Origin of the sequence: Lachnoclostridium sp. An169 (genome assembly GCF_002160525.1) — a bacterium.
GTDB classification, from domain to species: Bacteria; Bacillota; Clostridia; order Lachnospirales; family Lachnospiraceae; genus Mediterraneibacter; species Mediterraneibacter cottocaccae.
On record NZ_NFKT01000037.1, the window covers coordinates 1 to 18,603 of the forward strand.

Below are 18,603 nucleotides of genomic sequence, written 5' to 3' on the forward strand. Positions count from 1 at the left end.
GGTATTTTTGATTTCAATTATGCATTTTCGTTTTCGATTACTCATTTCAGGAATAAAACCCCGGAAGCAAGCCTTCCGGGGTTTGTTATACTAATGATACATAACCCACGGGATCTCTGGATTCCAATTCCTCCAGGATGCTCCTGACCATGCTGACCGAGCTCAACGAACGGCTTGATACCACGATCCTCATGGTTACGCATGATGCATTTTCCGCGAGCTACTGTACGAGGATCCTGTTCATCAAGGACGGGAAGATCTTCAACGAGCTGAACCGGGGGCAGGATTTGCGGAAAGATTTCTTTGCGAAGATACTGGAAGTGGTATCCGTTCTGGGAGGTGAGCAGAAATGAGTTCTGTGAAACTGATCCTGAAAAATGTGAGAAAAAATATCCGGGATTATCTCGTTTATTTTCTCACGCTGATGCTCTCAGTCAGCCTGTTTTACGCATTCAATTCCATTGCCGACCAGTCAGCGTTTGCAGAGATCGGGGCTACGAAAGAACTGCTCTATGAACAGCTTGGCATTCTGCTCTCCATGCTGTCGGTGGTGATCGCGGCAGTGCTTGCATTTCTTGTCATTTATGCAAACGGATTCCTCCTGCGCAGAAGGAAGAAGGAACTGGGCATCTATATGGTGCTGGGCATGAAGAAGGGACGGATCTCGCGGATTTTTGCCGGGGAGACCCTGTGTGTAGGGCTGCTTTCGCTTGCGGTTGGGATCCTGCCCGGCGTGGCGTTTTCCCAGGTACTCTCCCTTGTGTCGCTGAAGCTGTTTGCTGTTGACATGACGGAGTTTGGCTTTGTGTTTTCCGTAGATGCCCTGGAGAAAACGGCGGTCTGCTTTGCCGTTATCTTCGGAATTGTCATGATCTTTAATGTGTGGTCCATTTCCGGGGTGAAGCTGATCGACCTTTTACGTGCGGGCAGGAAAAATGAAAATGTCCGGGAGCCGGGCAGGATCGTAAGCGCCGTGCTGTTTTTCCTTGCGGCAGGACTGATGATTTTCGGATGTACCCTGTTCTGGAAAAACGGGCTCCTGCCGCAGCGGGACAGCATGGATTTCCAGGTCGCGAGTGCAGCGCTGGCAGTGGGAACGGTGTTGTTTTTCTATACGGCTGCCACAGTGATCCTAAGCGCGGTGCGGATGAATGACCGGGTTTATCTGCGGGGGCTTAATACCTTTCTGGTGCGCCAGGTCGGCAGCAGGATTCATACGAATTATATTACTATAGCAGTGGTATGCGGGCTTCTGACAGTTACGATCTGTACGGTGTCAGCGGGAGTGAGTACGGCCATAGCCATGAATGACCTGTCGGAGGTATCCACGCCCTATGACCTGAATGTACTCTCTGATGTGGAGATAGACGGGGACAGCAACGTGGCGGACTATCTGCTGAGTCAGGGGATCGATATGGAAAGTTATGCGGAAGAAATGGAACAGATCACCCTTCTGGAAGCAGATCTGACTTACGGAGATCTGTTTGAAGGGCAGAAGCTGAACCTCTGGCAGTTTGACGCAGCGCTTCCGGAAGTTGCGGTAAATGCGGTCTCCCTGTCCGATTTCAACCGGGCTCTCGCCATGCAGGGGAAGGCGCCGGTATCACTGAATGAAGATGAGTATCTGCTGAACTGCAACTATGAGGGGACAATCGCTTATGTGGAGCGGGCTTACAAGGAACATCCAACGCTCACAGTCGCAGGAAATGAATTGAAACGTGCCTCTGCTGAACTGCTCCATGAGACATTTTTTATGACTCAGGTTGGAAATAACGACCGGGGGACTTTGATTCTCCCGGACAGTACCGCGCAGAAACTGGAGAAAGATATGAATATCCTGCTGGTGAAGTACAGGGAACAGACGGATTCTGATGAGGTGCTGCAGAAATTGATTCCCATAGGACTGGATGAAAGCCATGGTTACCGCTACACAGAGAAAAATATGATGTACGATATGTACTACGGTTCCAGTGCCCTGCTTGTATTTCTCTGCTGTTATATCGGACTGGTGTTTCTGATGATCTGTGCGGCTCTGCTCGCTTTGAAACAGCTCACCGAGACAGCGGATAATGTTTACCGGTACACGCTGATTCGGAAACTGGGCGCTGATGACAGGCAGATCGACCGCACTGTGTTCTTCCAGACAGCAGTGTTTTTCGCGGCTCCCCTCGTTGTGGCGGGCGTGTTCTCAGCCGTGCTCCTTCGAAAAGCGATAGAAATGATTGAAGAATTTATGAATATCCACATCTCATCCAATGTGGTCTTTACAGTTGTTCTGTTTCTGGTGGTCTACGGAGGTTATTTCCTGGCGGCGTATCTGTCATGCAGGAGGATGGTGAGGGAGCAGAGAAAAGGATGAGAGCGGCGGGACCCAGAGCGACAGAGATAAGACCGGCGGGGCAAACAAAAACAGCTTGTTTCTTATTTACCCCGCACCGATGATGCCTGTTAAGATAAAGCGAATATAAAGTACTGCTATTTTTTAAAGAAGATCTTCAGACAGCGGTACAGATCGGTAATCCACTGGCGGTAGTTGTGCTCTCCGCCGGGACCTGCGGCAAAGCAGCAGTTCTTTTCGGTCAGATGTTCCGGGCAGGCATCGAGCATATACTGATAGGTTGCAAGATGCGTGTCAAACATCTGGTCCCGGTCACCGCACCCGTTATACCAGTACCGCAGGGGAGGAGCTGCGCGCAGCGCGCGGGCAGCCGCCTCCATCCTTTCTTTGTCGGCAGTTACGTGAAAAGCAGGCTGCAGCTCAAAGCGGATCATTCCTGCTGAGTAACTGCCGATATAGGCAAACAGGTCTGCCATATGTTCCATGACAGAGAAGTAACCGGTGACGGAACCCTGGGATGCGCCCGCGTATGCCTGATGCTCCCTTGCCGCGGCAAAGTCCTGCCGGGTAGTGCCCTCTGCATAGACGGAATAGCGCTTCTGTATACAGGGCATGATGTCGTTTTCCATTTCCATCCAAAAGTAACTGCTGTTGGAAAAATAAGCGTCTGCATAGTCCGGGCGTTTTTGGAAGCGGGGGACATCTTCATTAAAACTGGGGGTCACGATGATCAGAGGCTTCGCAGAACCCTCCTGGATCATATGGTCTGCCAGGTTCCGGGTAATATTCCCCGCATCCGTATATATCCGGGTGTCGGACGCCGGAAAGCGCCCCTCCCCGAACCAGTATCCTTCATCATCTGTGCCGCCATGCAGCAGATAGAGGACATTGTATTTTTTTGAATTGTCATAGCCATAAGGCAGATAGACATACATGGATTTTTCCAGGGGAGGGCACTCCTCCCCGTAGAACCTTTCCAAAGCGTAAGCGCGGGACGTGTACCGGATATGCTCGACGGTTCCCGGCTCAGTACAGGGCGTGTAATATCTGTCCGGCAGCTTCATGTTTTATACCTCCTTTATCACTGTGCGGTATGTTCCTGCAGATGTTTCTTCTTTTCCTCGATTCTTTTCTGGACATGAACCATTTCTTCCTTACCCAGAGTATAGAACTTCATTGCCACGATCGTGCAGAGCCATCCCAGAATCGGCAGCACGTAAATGATGATGATACCGACTGCTTTCAGCGGTGTGGTCGGATCGTCCGTCGGCTGCGGCATGGTGTGGGTATATCCGATCAGCGCGAGCAGGGATGTGGTGATCAGCATACCCAGGGAGGATACGATCTGGTCAATAAAGTTATAAGTAGATGTTACTACCGCGGACAGATACTTGCCGGAACGGTCCAGTTCATAGTCGATGATATCTGCTCTCATGGCTCCGTTTACCGTACTTACATTGAGTCGTCCGAATTCCATGCCGAGCCGGAGCACTACGAAGATGACCAGGAGAACCGGCGTAACAAGGATAGAGCGCATATCTGTGGCGATGCAGAAAAGCATCGAAGCGGCAGCAAAAATGGTTGCCACCCATGTCCACACAACGACGCCTTTCTTAGCGCCGTGTTTACCGGCATAACGGGCTCCGATGAAGGTCAGCAGGACTGCCGGAAGCGCAGTCAGTACGTTTAATATAGATCCGAACTGTATATTCCCCATGAGGATACCGAAGAAGATGGTCGATACCACAGCTTGGCTTGACGCCTGGTTGGCAATCTTGTCGGATACTGCCGCGATGACATACATCTGGAAGGGGCGGTTGCTCTTCAGAAAATCCCACATATCGCAGAATCCGACTTCCTCCTCGGCTATGCTCTCAAATGTCTCCGGACGGTCGATACCGGTGATACCGATACAGCAGAGAATGTGGAAAACGAGAGCTACAATCACATAGACGATACATGTCATGGCGAGCATCTCATTGGTGTACTGGTTGCCGAACACAGGGAGGATCGCGAGTGTGACGATCAGGTTAAAGAAGATCGCCCCGAAAGCGTTGAATGCGATGCCCCAGTAGAATACGGCAGGGCGCTGTTTCGGGTCATTGGAGAGCGCCGGTCCGATCATGTTGGCAGCGATATCCCCGATGGAATTCCCAAGTATGTAGACCAGATACATTACGATAAAAAATACGATGCCGAATTTTCCGCTGCCCCATACGAACAGCATGAATACTGCAAAAGTACGGATCAGAAAGCCGATGGTCATCATAATACGGATCTTTCCAAAGCGCGTATCCATCTTGTCGATGACAAGGGCGATGAACGGGTCGATCAGACCATCGAATACCCTGGACACGGTCAGAATAATGCCGACCACGCTTACGACCACTCCGTATCCGGAGTTTGCCAGATAACTGATTACCCCGATCATGACGCCGAACGCCGATGAGATCAGTCCGTTTGTCTGTCCGAGCGCGATCTGCCACCACCTGGCACGGTGGTAAGCTACCCCGTCGATTTCACTTGCTGAAAGTTTCTTGCGTTTTCCCATTTTTGTACCTCCATTTTCTTCTTTTTGGACTTGTGTTCTTTTCCTGCTATTATAGGGATTAAATGCAGAAAGTTATATTAAAAAAGTACATTTTTTATCAAAAAAAGTGTATAATACAGGAAAAATGGGAATCATTCGGATTCAAAGGAGGGGAGATGTTGAAACACAGGTATGATTTTCTCAGGACGCTGCAGCTGGCGACAGGGATTACGATCTCGATTGCCGATACCCGTTCGGGGATTATTCTGGCGCATCCGGATGTGCGTCTGCCACGGATGATCGCCTATGCGGCAAGCCAGTTTGAAGAAAACGGATGCGATCTGGAACACCCGCTGCTGGTCAGCGATCAGTCGCTTTACTTTTTTGCCCTTGCAGGTCTGGGAAGCAGCAGTTATGTGATGCTTGGCCCGGTGGGACCGGTAAAATACGGTGAAAAACTGCTCCGCCGCCATCTGGAAGCGTCCCCTTATGCGGAAGAAACAGATGCGGTTCTCAATCTGCTGCGCTATGGACCGAACTGTTCTGTGCAGAATGTGATGAACACTCTCCGTCTGGCGGTTCATATTATTTCAGGCCAGTTGGTATCAACAGACAATATCCGTATGCTTTCCCAGGATTTTCTGGAAGGAAATACGAAAGAGAATATCGGAGGCACCCTGGTGAAAAATCAGTATGAGGCTGCGGAAAACGGGGAGGCACACACTCCGTGGGCATATGAGGAACTTTTCCAACAGGCAATCCGTGAGGGCAATCCGGAAGTATTCCGCGAGTACCGCAGCAGACCGGTTCCCGGGATGATCGGAAGAATGTCGGAAAATGACACCAGACAGAAACGCTATGAGTTTGTCGCATCCGTCACGCTGTTCTGCCGGGCTGCGATCCAGGGCGGGCTGGATTCGGAGACAGCTTACTTAATCAGCGACACATTCTGCCAGGAGATGGATCTTCTGCCTCCTCCTGTGGATACGGGGCGGCTTTATATCAGCGCGGTAAATACTTATATCAGCAAAGTGAGAGAGGTACAGGGGACAAAAAAGAAGTATTCCCCGGATATTGCGGAATGCTGCCGCTTTATAGAAAATAATGTCCAGAACCATATCGGTCTGACGGAAATTGCCCTGCACTGCGGAATTTCCAAGAGGTGGATTTCCCGCAAATTCCGTAAGGAAACCGGCTGTACGATCCCGGAATATATTCAGCGCAAAAAACTGGAGCGCGCCCGGCAGCTGCTTCAGTATACCCGGTACTCTGTCAGTGAGATCAGCAGTATTCTGCAGTACAGCACCCAGAGTTATTTTACAGAACAGTTCCGAAAAAGATATCATATGACTCCGAAGAAATTCCGGGAGATGTACGGTGCGTAGAGTAAGAGTACGGGACGAATGACGGCTTTGTCAGGATATGCACCTTAATACCGGGGCGGGTGAAAACAGCTTGTTTCTCATCTGCCGTCATGGTATTATTTTAACTGTAAACAGGAAAGCAGTCAGCGGAAAAGCAGGAGGTGCGTGCAGTATGGGAAATTACCTGAATCCCGGGAACAGCGGATTCCGGGAAATAAGGAACAGCAGATATGTGGATAAGTCAGGGCTGATCGCTCTGATTAATGACACTATCGGCACAAAGCAGAAACTGACCTGTATCAGCAGACCCAGGCGTTTCGGAAAATCATTTGCTGCACAGATGCTGTGTGCATATTACGACAGGACATGTGATTCGTCGGGGCTCTTTGACGATCTGCTTATCGCGAAAGAGAAAAGCTATCAGAAGTACCGGAACCGGTATGACGTGATCTATCTGGACATGACCGGCGTGATTGGAGAGACTTCCCTGTCTGATATTGTTCCTTATATAAGAAAAAATCTTGTCAGTGAACTGATGGAAATATATCCGGGGCTTCAGGCTGCGGAAGGGTTCGCCCCCACGCTTGCGAATGCAGCCAGACTGTCGGGAAACCGGTTTATCGCAATCATCGATGAGTGGGATGCGCCGATTCGCGAGGCAAAAGACCAGCCGGATATTCAGAGAGAATACCTGGAGTTTCTGCGGTCGCTGTTCAAAAACAGTGGTATGACGGATAAAATATTTGCCGCTGTTTATATGACGGGGATTCTTCCGATAAAAAAAGACGGATCCCAGTCTGCTATCTCGGATTTTGAGGAATTTACGATGGTCAAGCCCCGTCAGTTCGGGGCTTATGTCGGGTTTACGGAAGAAGAAGTTGAGAAACTCTGCGAGGAGTATCATCGGGATTTTACAAAAATGAAGCAGTGGTATGACGGATATGCCTTCCCGGGAGTCGGTTCTGTATATAATCCGAACTCTGTCATGAAGGCGGTCCGCAATGATGATTTTGATTCCTACTGGACACAGACCTCGGCGGCTGAAAGCCTGATGGGGTATATCAGTCTTGATTTTGACGGGCTGTCCAGGACAGTCGCTGATCTGATCGGCGGAGTGGAGGTAAGAGTGGATACCAGGGCGTTCGCAAATGATCTGGTGACTTTCCGGAACAGGGATGACGTGCTTACCCTGCTGATCCATCTGGGGTATCTTGCCTATGATGGAAAGACGCAGAAAGCGAGAATCCCGAACGAGGAGATCCGGCAGGAGTTTGCCCATACGATCCGGGAGGTAAAGAGAGACGAGACAATCCGCCGGGTACAGGAAAGCAGTCAGCTGATCTATGATACTGTCCATGGAAATGAAGAAGCTGTAGCAAGGCAGATTGAGAAAATTCACGGAGAAGAAGCACCGCTGTATTACAATAATGAACAGGCGCTGAGAAGTGTGATCAAGCGTGCATATTTCAGTTATGCAGATGAGTTTGTGAAATTTGAGGAGCTGCCTGCCGGTAACGGATATGCGGATATCGTGTATCTCCCGAAACGGGATTCGATGATGCCTGTTCTGGTAATTGAACTGAAGTGGAATCAGTCAGCAGAGGGGGCGATCCGTCAGATCAGGGAGAGAAACTACCCGGATGCGGTCAGAAACTATGGTGGAGATATTCTTCTGGTGGGAATCAGTTATAACAAAGATGCACCACCGGGAAAACGCAGGCATGAATGTGTGATCGAGCGTTATGAGAAGGAAGAACCGGTCTCTTAAGAAAACCGGTTCTGAAATTTTAATCGCATTTTTATATTTTTTCATTTTCTTTTATAATCTCATCATACTTTGTCCACATTTTCCTATTATACTAAGACTCAGATAGTTGATAAAACAACTATCAAATCCCCCCTCATAAAGCAAGGCACCAGGAGGTGCCGCACTTTACTCTCATTCCTTTTAGATAACTTATAAAACAACGGGAACCCGTCGGCTGCAAAGTCGACGGGTTCCCGCGTTATCAGGATATTATTCAATGTTGTTTACCGAAGCATCTCCCTGTGCCTGTTCAGCAGGAATTTCGCCCGGTCGAAATCTTTCTTGTATACGAACACCTCGTATTCATACAGACAGTCCCCGCGCATCCCCAGCGTTCCGTAAGTTCCCCGCATGGATCCGCCGCGTCCACTGAACTGTCCCATGTGGCTTCTGGCTTTCTGCCGGTAAGGAATACCCTCCTGCGCCAGCAGGTCAAGAACTGCATTGTATTTTCCCATATCATTGCCGATCCATAAACTCTCCGAATTAAAAGGTGTAAACATTCAAGATCCCTCCTTCTTCCGAGCCTTTCCAATCTGCTCTTCTTAACCTGAATTATAGAGGATACTCACCCGTCTTTCAATTCTTTTTATTAGATCCCGGGAAAGAAAATTTCTGCCCCAGCGTCCACGCTGCGGTCTGCTGCTGCAGCTCGGACATCCTCCGGTACAGCCCGCCTTCTTTCATCAGCTCCTCTGGCGTCCCCTGCTGCGCAACTTTTCCGCCGTCAAGGACGACAATGTGGTCTGCGCCTGCCACGGTCCGCATGCGGTGGGCGATGATCAGCACGGTCTTGTCGCAGATCAGCCGGGAGAGGGCAGCCTGTACGGCACTTTCATTTTCCACATCGAGGCTTGCAGTTGCCTCGTCCAGGAGGATGACCGGAGCGTCTTTTAAGAGCGCCCGGGCGATGGAGATGCGCTGACGCTCTCCGCCCGATAAAGTGGAGCCGTTCTCGCCGATTACGGTCTGGTATCCGTCGGGCAGCCTGCGGATGAACTCGTCGCACTGGGCGGCGCGGGCAGCGGCAAGGACTTCCTCATCTGTGGCGTCCCTGCGTCCGAGACGGATATTTTCCATGACCGTATCCCGGAAGAGAACCACGTCCTGGAATACCATGGCATAGTGGGTGAGCAGGGTCTCGGGATCGATGCCGGAGATGTCCGTGCCGCCCAGAGTGATCCTGCCTCCGTTTACATCCCAGAAGCGGGCGGCAAGCTTGCACGCCGTGGACTTTCCGCCGCCGGAAGGTCCGATCAGGGCAGTGACTTCACCCTGTTTCGCAGTGAAGCTGACATCGTCGAGAACGCCTTCGCCATCATGATAGGAGAACCGTACATGGTCGAATGTAATGTCGAAATTCTTCGGATGGAACTCTTCGCTTCCCTCCTGAACCGGCTGTTCCTGGATGGCGCGCATCCGTTCGATCTTAAGCTTCGCGCTGAAGGTGGCGGCGATGTTCTGGAGCACCATTCCCAGAGGATCGTAAAGTCTTGCCGCGGCGAAGAGGAAGCCCAGGAAAAACAGGAAATCCAGATCCCCTGCAACCATCAGGGAGGAGCCTGTGAGAACGGTAGTTGCAAGCCCCACACGGAGGAATGCCTGGGCGGAGCACACGAACACGCCGGTGGCAAGCTCTGAGTGGATGGAGCTGCGCTCCATATCGGAGAGTTTCTCATCCAGTTCCGCCAGGTAAGTATCCTGACGGCTGCACGCGCGGATATCCCGCACCGTTTCCAGTCCTTCCTGAATATGTTCCGCGACGGCACGCTTGGTGAGAATGTTTTTCGTCCCGAAGGCATCCTGCAGCTTTTTGGAACCTGCCGTGAGGAGAACCGCCACGGGGAGCACCCAGAGTACGGACAGCGCCATGCGCCAGTCGCAGAGGAACATAAGGATTCCGATTACGACAGTGGAAAATATGGACGCAAAGAGCTGCGGGATGTAGTGGGAAAACATCTGGTCCAGCGCGGAGCAGTCGGCGATCATGGTGGAAGTCAGATCGCTTAAGTCCCGGTTCCCGAAGAAGGAGAGGGGGAGTTTCCTCAGTGTTTCCGCCAGACCGATACGGCGGTTTGCGCTTTCCTTATAAGTTGCCAGGTACAGCGACGCATACTGGAAATAGTGAAGGATGAACAGCAGGACGACCACTGCCGCGCCGCTGAGTGTATAGAGCCAGAAGTGCTCCATGGGATTGCCCCCGTATTCCAGTACGTCTGTCAGGTGCATGATCACCCACATGACCACGCCCACAGGGATCATCAGGCTGATATTGCAGATAAAACACCAGATGACCGCTTTTACAAGATCTTTCGCGCCCTGTTCGGTGAGGGCAAATATATGCTGTAATTTCTTCGTCATGCCTCGTCCTCCTTTCCGGCTTCCCGTTCCTTTCCGACTTTCCACTGCGCGCTGCGCTGATAGTCGCTCCACATTTCAGCGTATACGCCTCCCGCGGCGAGCAGTTCTTCATGAGAGCCCCGCTCCTCGATCTTTCCGTCCTTAAGAACAAGGATGCAGTCCGCATTTTGGACTGTGGAAAGACGGTGCGCGATCATAAGGACGGTTTTGCCCCGGGTCAGAGATTCAAATGCCTTCTGGATCTGATATTCATTTTCCGGATCGGCGAAAGCGGAAGCTTCATCGAGCACGACGATGGGCGCGTCTTTTAAGATGGCGCGGGCAAGGGCGATGCGCTGACTCTCCCCGCCGGAGAGATAGACGCCTTTTGTGCCGATCACTGTGTCCAGTCCGTCGGGCATTTTCTCCAGAATATCCCCGCACTGTGCGGCGAGGGCGGCCTGCTCCACTTCTTTCCGGGAGGCGCCGGGTCTGGCGGCGCGGATATTTTCCAGGATACTTTCTTTAAAGAGACGGGTATCCTGGAAGACAAAGGCGACCTGGTTCATGAGGGCGCGGCTGTCCAGATTGCGGACATCGGCTCCGCCCACAGAGACTGTGCCGGAAGTGGCGTCCCAGAATCTGGGGATGAGGCTCGCCGCGGTGGTCTTGCCGCCGCCGGAAGGCCCTACAAGCGCCACAGTGCTTCCCGGCTGTACGACAAAGCTTACGTCGTCAAGAGCCGGCCGGGATGTTCCGGGATAAGTAAAGGAAACATGGTCGAAACGGATCTGCGCATCTGCAGCTCTCTGTCTGGCCTGCGGTTCCGGAAGCGGTTCTTCCGCCAGAAGCTCATCCAGACGTGCCATCGCCTCGTCCGCCTCCATGACGGCTTCGCTCATGTACATGATCCGGTTGATCATGGCGCCGCATGCGGGGGCGAAAAGGGCGTAGAAAATGAAGTTTACCAGAACCTGCTTCACATTTCCGCCGGATGCGAGGAGCAGTGCCGCGGGGATGAGCAGGGCAAAGGCGCCGTTGATACAGGTGAGGAATCCGGTCTGTCCGTTCCGGCAGCTCATGGCGTACTGGCTTGCCAGGTCGCTGTAGGACTGGATGGCATTGTAGAACGCCTTGAAGGAATAGATGGTCTGTTGGAACATCTTTACTACCGGGATGCCCCGGACATACTCTACTGCCTCCCCGCTCATTTTCTCGATCTCTTTCTGGTAGCGGTGGAAGAAGCCTGCATTTTTCCCGCCCATCATGGCCATCATGCAGCAGAGCGCAAGCACCATGGTCAGCAGGCAGAGAAGCCCCATTCTCCAGTCAAAGAGAAACAGCATGATGACTGCTGCAACGGGAGTGAGGATAGCTGCGGTCAGATCCGGGAGCTTGTGGGCAAGCAGATCCTCCGTCAGCCCTGCGTTGTCGTCGATGAGTTTCCTTAAACGTCCGGACTGGTTCCCGGTGAAAAATCCCATGGGAAGTCCCAGGACGTGAGCCATTCCCGCCCGGCGGATATTCCGCGCCGTGCGGAACGCTGCAATATGTGTACACATAAGCGCGGCAAAATAAAGCAAGATGTTTGCCACGGCAAAAATAACGGCAGCCCATCCCCATCTCTCAAGACCGGAAGCCTTTGTCACGTCCGGAAACACATTCAGGACGTCGCGGGCTGCCAGCCATACGCACACGTAGGGAATCAGCCCCAGAACAGCGGCGATTCCTGACAGGGTGCATCCGAGGATGGTCAGGCCTTTGTGTCCTCCTGCGTAGCCGAGCATACGGGAAATGCTGCCTTGTTTCTTGTTGTTCAATGAAATCCCTCCTTTGGTTCGCTATAACTAACTGCAATGCAGAATTATAGAGAACCGGAGGCGTCTGTGCTACTCCATAGAGCCGTATGGCTCTGAAAAGCTTTTGTATTTTTGTGTTCCTTTTTATATTCCGTGGGGGAAATTCCGTAGATGTCCCGGAAGGCTGCGGAAAATTTGCTTGTGTTCTGGTAGCCCACAGCCGCGGCGGTCCAGGTCACGGACTTATCCGATGCAGTCAGAAGGAAGGCGGCTTCCTCCATGCGCCTGCGTTTCAGATAAGCGTAGGGGGATTCCCCGTACAGCTTTCGGAAATATTTCTTCACGGTGGAAAGGCTTAGGCGATACTGTGCGGCAAGTTCGGAAAGGGGAAGATGAGTCCGCAGATCCTCCGTCATACGGGAGGCGATCAGGCGGACACGCTCCTCTGCCGTGCTGTTGTGCAGATAGGCGCTGTTGTGACGGGCAGCGGAGAGACATTCCCGGAGAAAGAGCATCAGTTCCGCGGATTTCAGGCGATAGTAAGCGAGGCGCCCTTCTTCCGGGGCGTCGTACATTTCGGAGAAAATGTGCTGAATCTTCGGTTCGGAGCGCAGAAGGAGAAAGGTCTGCTCATCCAGAAGGCGGGCGAACAGTTCCGGAAGGTCCGGCGCTCCTTCTCCCAGTATGCGGGAGAGTTCCGGATTTGCTTTTTCCGGATCTACAACAAGGCTGATTCCCCGGTAGACGCCCTGGCTGAAACTGCAGCCGGTCGGCGGATGTCCCATGTCGCTGACGGCAAAATCCTGGGGACCGAGCCACACACAGCGGCCGTCGCGCATGGTACACTCGAAGCGCCCCTCCAGACAGTGGTTGATCTCAAACAGCCCGGGGCAGCGCGCCTCCTCCGGAAATCCGCAGGGAGTGTGGAAATCATTGAAAATGAGAGTGATGCCGGGCATGACCTTCCATGAGGTCATGGTGCCGGTTCCTTCTGCGAATTCCATGCAGTAGACGGTGGAGAGGGCGTTCTTTTTGTGAATGACGGATTCGGCGGGGAAAAAGCGGTCTACTCTTTTCTGGGGCATAGGGGTACCTCCGTAAGATTTGGAACGGTTTGTTTCTACAGCAGTCCGTCGATGGTCAGTGTGATCAGCTGCTTTCCGAATTCGGTCATGTCGTAGCTGCCTTCGTGGGCGCTCCAGTCAAAGATCACACCTTTCGCCATGACGCACAGGAACTTTGAGACCTGGTAAGGCGCCCGCCCCGGAGAGAGCTGAAATCCACCGGCAATCGCATCCTCCATGGCGCGGTTGGTGATGTCGATGATCCGGTTATGGAAAAGGTTGGTATTCATAACCTTGTTTTTGCTGCTGAAGAAATTGCGGCAGAAATCCACGCCCAGGTCAGAGGTGAATTCGAAAAGCCAGGTGTAGAATTCGATCAGCTGTTCCCGGATCTCCTTTCCCGCAAGCTTTTCATTTACAACGTCATCAAACCGCTCCTGCGCCTCATCGTAATAATATGCGAGCAGATCCTCCTTGTTGGAAAAATGCTGATAAAACATTCCTGTAGATATTCCTGCCTCCTGACAGATCATACGGATCGTGATATTGTCAAATCCGATCTCTTTCATCAGCTTCAGAGCCACGTCAAAGATGTGCTGCTTCAATTTTCTGTTTTTCATTTCCTTTGTTTCAATTGTTCTTTTTTCCATAGCCTTGATTATAGAATATTTCAATTTTGTTTTCAATAATTAACACAGACAGATGAGAAAAATTATATCTCAGGGGAACCGGCAGAAAATGAAAAATTTTCAGCGGGCGTTTCTATTGACAAATCGGGAAAACAATTTTAGAATAAGAACATATTCAGAATATGTTCAGAACACATTTCATACATATTGTGATTCAGGAGGGATACTTATGAGCGAATTACGTTATCCGGCGCTGTTTGAGCCTTTTAAAGTAAAACACTTTTCTGAAGATAGAAAATCCGGTTGTGAAAACAGGAAGAATCGTCTATACTTTTTATAAAAGTACAGGCGGTTCTTTTTATATGTTATATGCGGCGTGAAAATATGGGGAAATCATGAATATATGAGGTGCAAAGATGGCAAGGACAGTGGCAATCGGACATCAGGATTATGAGACGGTCCGAGTGAACAACTATTTCTATATTGATAAGACAGATTTCATCCGGGAATGGTGGGAATCAGGAGATATCGTGACGCTGATCACACGTCCGCGGCGGTTTGGAAAGACGCTGAACATGAGTATGACGGAAAAGTTCTTCTCTGTCGACTATGCGGGGCGCAGTGACCTGTTTGAAGGAATGAAAATATGGAAAGAAGAGAAGTTCCGTGGTCTCCAGGGGAAATATCCGGTTATCTTCCTGACATTTGCGGGAATCAAGGACACTACTTATCCGTCTGCGCGGGAGAGCATCTGCAGGGTGCTCGAGGAGCTTTACAACCGGTTTGATTTTCTGACGGAAGGGGAGCTTCTCAATGAAAAGGAGAAGAAATACTACAGCGAAGTGACGGCGCATATGGATGACAGTACGGCAGCGGCGTCCTTAAGAAATCTGTCCGATTATCTGTTCAGATATTACGGGGAGAAAGCCGTGATTCTTCTTGACGAGTACGACACGCCGATGCAGGAGGCTTATGTGAACGGATACTGGGAACAGTTGGTATCGTTTACAAGAAGCCTGTTTAACTATACCTTCAAGACAAATCCATGGTTGGAACGGGCGCTGATGACAGGGATAACACGGGTGAGTAAGGAATCGATTTTTTCGGACTTGAATAATCTGAAAGTTGTAATTTCAACGACGGAGATGTATGAATCATGTTTTGGTTTTACGGAGAATGAGGTCTTTGAAGCGTTGGAGGAATTTGGACTGACAGAGAAAAAGGAAGAAGTGAAATCCTGGTACGATGGATTTACTTTCGGAAAGCAGAAAGATATTTATAATCCATGGTCGATTATTAATTTTCTGGATGAGAGAAAGACGGCGCCATACTGGGCGAATACGAGCAGCAACAGCCTGGTAGGGAAGCTGATCCGGGAGAGTTCCGGAAAAGTGAAAGACGACTTCCGCAATCTTCTGGAGGGCGGAACTGTGGTGACAGAGATCGACGAACAGATCGTTTATCATCAGCTTGACCTGGATGAAAGGGCGATCTGGAGTCTTCTGCTTGCCAGCGGGTATCTGAAAGTCAGGGAGATGGAAGTGTTCCAGTCCGGGTATGAGGAGTGGAAGCAGATCTATACACTGGAGCTGACGAATTTTGAGGTGAAAGTAATGTTCCGGCACATGGTGAGAGGCTGGTTCTCCGCTGCAGCGTCCAGTTACAATGAATTTATCCGGGCACTGCTTGCGGGAGATGTGGATGCGATGAACGAGTACATGAACCGGGTGGCGCGGGGAACGTTCAGCTATTTTGATACGGCGGGAGATGCAGAGCATACGGAGCCGGAAAAATTTTACCACGGCTTTGTTCTCGGCCTGATGGTGGATCTTTCGGACAGATACCGGCTGACTTCGAACCGGGAAAGCGGTTTCGGGCGGTATGATGTGATGCTGACGCCGCGGCGGGAGGATCTGGATGCGTTTATTATAGAATTTAAGGTGTTTAACGCCCGTCGGGAGAAGAACCTGGAGGAAACGGCGGCAAATGCGCTGAGGCAGATCGAAGAGAAAGATTATGCCAGAGAGCTGATCGAGAATGGGATACCGGAAGAAAGAATCCGGAAATATGGCTTCGCATTTAAAGGGAAAGAAGTGCTGATCGAGTCACGGGAAGCATAAAAGAAAAAGGTAAGGAGGAAACAGTTATGAAGATGAAAGTCAGGAACAAAACGGCATTTACCAATGCGGTGACGTCTCTGGAGGCGGAAAATGCCCGGGTGGCGTACGAGGCGGCGTTGGAGGGAATCGTCCTTCTGGAAAATGACGGAGTCCTGCCCCTGGCGCCGGGCAGGGTGGCGCTGTACGGAGCGGGCGCGGGCATGACTATCAAGGGAGGATCCGGTTCCGGCGAAGTGAACGAGCGCCATGCAGTTTCGATCCTGGAAGGTATGGAAGAGGCGGGATATACCGTGACGACGAAGCGCTGGATCGAGGCGTATGCAGAGGAGTACCGGAAAGGGCTGGAAGAGTATAAAGCCGAGTTTCAGCGCAGGATGCTGAAACTGGACATGGTCAATATCATGAGTGATCCGTATCAGTACCCCTTCGGGCAGCCGGTCACCATAGAAGATGTTGAGGAATCGGATACCGATGTGTGTATCTATGTGATCGCCCGCCAGGCGGGAGAAGGGGCGGACCGGAAACTGGACGAGCATGCATATTCCCTTTCGAATGAGGAGAAGATGAATCTTGCCATGTGTGCTGCCAACTATGAGAAACTGATCGTTGTGATCAATACAGGATCTGTTTTTGATATGAGTTTTCTTGATGAGATTCAGGGAATCGGCGCGGTGGTCTACTATTCGCAGCAGGGAATGGAAGGCGGAAAGGCGTTCGCGGACATCATTTCCGGAAAAGTTTGCCCGTCTGCAAAGACGGTGGACACATGGCCCGTGAAATACGAGGATATCCCCTTTGCTTCGGAGTACAGTTATCTCAACGGAAATGTGGATGAGGAATATTACCGGGAAGGAGTTTTTGTGGGGTACCGCTATTTTGACAGCTATGATGTGGAGCCGCGCTATCCCTTCGGTTACGGGCTTTCCTATACAACATTTTCTGTGGAGCAAATGGGAGTCAGCAGAGCGGGAACAGAAGTGACGGCCGAGGCGAAAGTGACGAATACCGGAGAATACTATTCCGGCAAAGAAGCGGTTCAGCTCTACGTCAGCTGCCCCCAGACCGGGATGGCAAAAGAGTATCAGAGGCTTGTCGCATTTGCAAAGACCGGAGAATTAAAGCCGGGTGAAAGTGAGAACGTCAAGCTTACATTTAAAATGGAAGAGCTGGCTTCTTACCGGGAGGAGCGCGGGGCGTTCGTCCTGGATGGAGGCGATTATATCCTGCGTCTTGGGACATCTTCCAGAAATACCGAGGCGGCAGCAGTGCTTGTCCTTGACGATGCGGTTGTCACGGAGGAGTGCAGGCATATCCACGGACCGGAAACTCTTGTGGAAGAGATCGATCCGCCGCAGAAGGAGTCCATGATGACGGCGGACACTGCGGACCAGCAGGATAATGATCTGGAGCGGATCGCAGTAAGTGCAGCGGAGTTTGAGACAGTTTCCCATGTGTATGAGGCGCCGGAAGTGTATTCCTCCGCTGTGACGGATGCAGTCCTCAATGTACTTACTCCGGAGGAGCTGTGCAGTGTGGTTGCAGGGGCAGGTGTGATGGGAAACGGACCGCGGTTTTTCGATGCGCCGGGATCAGCAGGCTATACGACCGGTGAGCTGATCGGTAAGGGTCTTCCTAACGTATGTCTGGCGGACGGACCGGCAGGACTCCGGCTTCAGAGAAGATCTACAGTGACAAGAAGCGGACGGCTCAAACCGGTGGATCCGATGATCTCCGTTATGGAATATTTCCCGGAGTTTTTCAAAAAGGCGGCGCTTGGAAATCCGGAAAAACAGCCATGTGTCTATCAGTTTGCCACTTCATTTCCGGTGGGGACAGCCCTTGCTCAGTCCTGGAATACCGGACTGATCGAGAGAGTCGGACAAGCTGTGGGAAAGGAAATGGAAGCCTACGGAGTTACTTACTGGCTGGCGCCGGGCATGAATATCCACAGGAATCCGCTGTGCGGCAGAAACTTTGAGTATTACTCGGAAGACCCGCTGCTTACGGGAAAGATGGCGGCAGCCATGAGCCGGGGCGTGCAGTCCAGAAGAGGCTGCTATGTGACGGTGAAGCATTTCTGCTGCAACAACCAGGAGGACAACCGCAACCGCACGAACGCCAATGTAAATGAGAGAGCGCTCCGTGAGATCTATCTGAAAGGTTTCGAGATTGCTGTGAAAGAAGGAAAACCGAAGGCGCTGATGACAAGCTATAACAAGTTAAACGGCACCTATGTCAACAACAGCTATGATCTGCTCACAGACGTTCTGCGAAATGAGTGGGGCTTCGACGGCGTGGTGATGACTGACTGGTCCGCTACCGGCAAAGGGCTGGGAAGCCACAGCGAGGCGATCATGGCGGGAAATGATCTGATTATGCCGGGAGGAAGCGGCGTCGTCAGAGAACTTAAGAAAAAACTGAAATCCGGTGAGCTGGACGAGACAGCATTGAGAAGATGTGCCGCCAACGTGATCCGGGGAATTACAGGCTCCAGGATCTATCAGGCGTACCGGAGAATGTACGGGAAGAAAATGGAGAATAACAGGGAGAATAAAGGGTGAAATCAGGCGGATAAAGAGATGCAGGCTGCCGCACGGGGATGAAAACTTCTT

The 18,603-nt window shown here is 51.4% G+C and carries 12 protein-coding genes and 1 pseudogene; 6 read left to right on the forward strand and 7 right to left on the reverse strand.

From position 1 onward, the window contains the following. Positions 1-104 precede the first annotated feature (104 nt). Positions 105-353 (forward strand): annotated as a pseudogene (locus B5F07_RS18940) (ABC transporter ATP-binding protein); the annotation flags it as partial. Then, positions 350-2,359, forward strand: coding sequence for an ABC transporter permease (locus tag B5F07_RS18945; RefSeq protein WP_087162778.1), 2,010 nt, complete (start codon positions 350-352; stop codon positions 2,357-2,359). The pseudogene B5F07_RS18940 and the gene B5F07_RS18945, both read left to right, overlap by 4 nt. Positions 2,360-2,475: 116 nt before the next feature. On the opposite strand, the gene B5F07_RS18950 is transcribed toward B5F07_RS18945, so the two are convergent. Further along, entirely contained in the window at positions 2,476-3,402 is a 927-nt protein-coding gene (locus B5F07_RS18950; protein ID WP_087162779.1) for an alpha/beta hydrolase, read from the reverse strand. Positions 3,403-3,419: 17 nt separating this feature from the next. Beyond that, positions 3,420-4,889: an MFS transporter gene (locus tag B5F07_RS18955; protein ID WP_087162780.1), complete on the reverse strand. Its 1,470-nt coding sequence runs from the start codon at positions 4,887-4,889 to the stop codon at positions 3,420-3,422. Positions 4,890-5,044: 155 nt separating this feature from the next. On the opposite strand from B5F07_RS18955, the gene B5F07_RS18960 reads away from it, so the two are divergent. After that, entirely contained in the window at positions 5,045-6,253 is a 1,209-nt protein-coding gene (locus B5F07_RS18960; RefSeq protein WP_162613179.1) for a helix-turn-helix transcriptional regulator, read from the forward strand. 151 nt (positions 6,254-6,404) lie between these two features. Beyond that, complete coding sequence (locus B5F07_RS18965) at positions 6,405-8,000, forward strand: AAA family ATPase (RefSeq protein ID WP_087162782.1); 1,596 nt, start codon at positions 6,405-6,407, stop codon at positions 7,998-8,000. A 263-nt stretch (positions 8,001-8,263) separates the two neighbouring features. Here B5F07_RS18965 and B5F07_RS18970 read toward each other — a convergent pair whose 3' ends face one another. The 5 genes from B5F07_RS18970 to B5F07_RS18990 all read right to left on the reverse strand — a co-directional run bounded on the left by B5F07_RS18970 (position 8,264) and on the right by B5F07_RS18990 (position 13,862). Then, entirely contained in the window at positions 8,264-8,542 is a 279-nt protein-coding gene (locus B5F07_RS18970) for a hypothetical protein (protein WP_087162783.1), read from the reverse strand. A gap of 76 nt (positions 8,543-8,618) precedes the next feature. Next, complete coding sequence (locus B5F07_RS18975) at positions 8,619-10,400, reverse strand: ABC transporter ATP-binding protein (protein WP_087162784.1); 1,782 nt, start codon at positions 10,398-10,400, stop codon at positions 8,619-8,621. Next, on the reverse strand, positions 10,397-12,166 hold the full coding sequence (locus tag B5F07_RS18980; RefSeq protein ID WP_334293374.1) for an ABC transporter ATP-binding protein: 1,770 nt from the start codon (positions 12,164-12,166) through the stop codon (positions 10,397-10,399). The genes B5F07_RS18975 and B5F07_RS18980 overlap by 4 nt, the downstream gene beginning before the upstream one ends. Positions 12,167-12,243: 77 nt before the next feature. Further along, on the reverse strand, positions 12,244-13,263 hold the full coding sequence (locus B5F07_RS18985; protein WP_087162786.1) for an AraC family transcriptional regulator: 1,020 nt from the start codon (positions 13,261-13,263) through the stop codon (positions 12,244-12,246). 35 nt (positions 13,264-13,298) lie between these two features. After that, on the reverse strand, positions 13,299-13,862 hold the full coding sequence (locus tag B5F07_RS18990) for a TetR/AcrR family transcriptional regulator (RefSeq protein ID WP_162613180.1): 564 nt from the start codon (positions 13,860-13,862) through the stop codon (positions 13,299-13,301). A gap of 425 nt (positions 13,863-14,287) precedes the next feature. Between B5F07_RS18990 and B5F07_RS18995 the strand changes: the two genes are divergently transcribed. Continuing rightward, positions 14,288-15,991, forward strand: a complete 1,704-nt coding sequence (locus tag B5F07_RS18995) for an AAA family ATPase (RefSeq protein ID WP_087162788.1) — start codon at positions 14,288-14,290, stop codon at positions 15,989-15,991. A gap of 26 nt (positions 15,992-16,017) precedes the next feature. Further along, complete coding sequence (locus tag B5F07_RS19000) at positions 16,018-18,552, forward strand: glycoside hydrolase family 3 protein (protein ID WP_087162789.1); 2,535 nt, start codon at positions 16,018-16,020, stop codon at positions 18,550-18,552. Positions 18,553-18,603: the final 51 nt, after the last annotated feature.

Bases quoted from the DNA above. Each gene is read 5' to 3' on its own strand.
- B5F07_RS18945 (WP_087162778.1), top strand. From the start codon at position 350: ATGAGTTCTGTGAAACTGATCCTGAAAAATGTGAGAAAAAATATCCGG.
- B5F07_RS18950 (WP_087162779.1), bottom strand. From the start codon at position 3,402: ATGAAGCTGCCGGACAGATATTACACGCCCTGTACTGAGCCGGGAACC.
- B5F07_RS18955 (WP_087162780.1), bottom strand. From the start codon at position 4,889: ATGGGAAAACGCAAGAAACTTTCAGCAAGTGAAATCGACGGGGTAGCT.
- B5F07_RS18960 (WP_162613179.1), top strand. From the start codon at position 5,045: ATGTTGAAACACAGGTATGATTTTCTCAGGACGCTGCAGCTGGCGACA.
- B5F07_RS18965 (WP_087162782.1), top strand. From the start codon at position 6,405: ATGGGAAATTACCTGAATCCCGGGAACAGCGGATTCCGGGAAATAAGG.
- B5F07_RS18970 (WP_087162783.1), bottom strand. From the start codon at position 8,542: ATGTTTACACCTTTTAATTCGGAGAGTTTATGGATCGGCAATGATATG.
- B5F07_RS18975 (WP_087162784.1), bottom strand. From the start codon at position 10,400: ATGACGAAGAAATTACAGCATATATTTGCCCTCACCGAACAGGGCGCG.
- B5F07_RS18980 (WP_334293374.1), bottom strand. From the start codon at position 12,166: ATGCTCGGCTACGCAGGAGGACACAAAGGCCTGACCATCCTCGGATGC.
- B5F07_RS18985 (WP_087162786.1), bottom strand. From the start codon at position 13,263: ATGCCCCAGAAAAGAGTAGACCGCTTTTTCCCCGCCGAATCCGTCATT.
- B5F07_RS18990 (WP_162613180.1), bottom strand. From the start codon at position 13,862: ATGAAAAACAGAAAATTGAAGCAGCACATCTTTGACGTGGCTCTGAAG.
- B5F07_RS18995 (WP_087162788.1), top strand. From the start codon at position 14,288: ATGGCAAGGACAGTGGCAATCGGACATCAGGATTATGAGACGGTCCGA.
- B5F07_RS19000 (WP_087162789.1), top strand. From the start codon at position 16,018: ATGAAGATGAAAGTCAGGAACAAAACGGCATTTACCAATGCGGTGACG.